This window comes from Pseudomonas sp. P1_A1, assembly GCF_056406935.1.
Map to the genome: position 1 here is coordinate 1 of NZ_JBFTZE010000055.1, position 561 is coordinate 561.

Genomic DNA, 561 nt, shown 5'->3' on the forward strand with positions numbered 1-561 from the left:
GGTTACACATCAATGAGCAAGTGATCGAGGATGTCCAAACAAGAATTAAGGGGGCATCATGTGCGATTCATTTTTCCCTGGAACATAAAATTGATGGCCTTAATGAAAATTATGTCCAGCAATGGACGGCGATAGTGCAGGAATATGCTACCCGGATCAGGAATTATGACGATCTGAAAGCGAAACATGATCAAATGGAAAATGAATTAACCGGATTCCGGAAAAAACTGATCCTGCCATCTTCCATAGCTCAAGATACCATTAAAGTTTTACAAATATTTTTGGATCAACTTAATGGTTTGCTCGATCATGAATTCAAAGCGGTCAAAGCCATTATATATCCTGACTATTGGAAAATCGGACTTGCGCTTATCACATATAATACAGATAACAGCACGTTTTATCTTTTTCCGTTACCCTATGGTAGTAACGAGCCATTGATTAAGCAAATTACCTCCGAAGGAGCTAAAGACCCACTCAGCTATTTCCGGAATGAGAAAGATCGTGGGTTGCTCTTTATGAGCACAGATGCTGGCCATTTAAGGACGCAGCCGTTAAGGC

General features: G+C 40.5%; 1 protein-coding gene. It reads left to right on the forward strand.

Annotation, left to right across the window (positions count from 1 at the left end):
* A partial coding sequence (locus AC1D2Q_RS29550) for a hypothetical protein (protein ID WP_477815552.1) occupies nucleotides 1–561 on the forward strand: 561 nt, incomplete at both ends.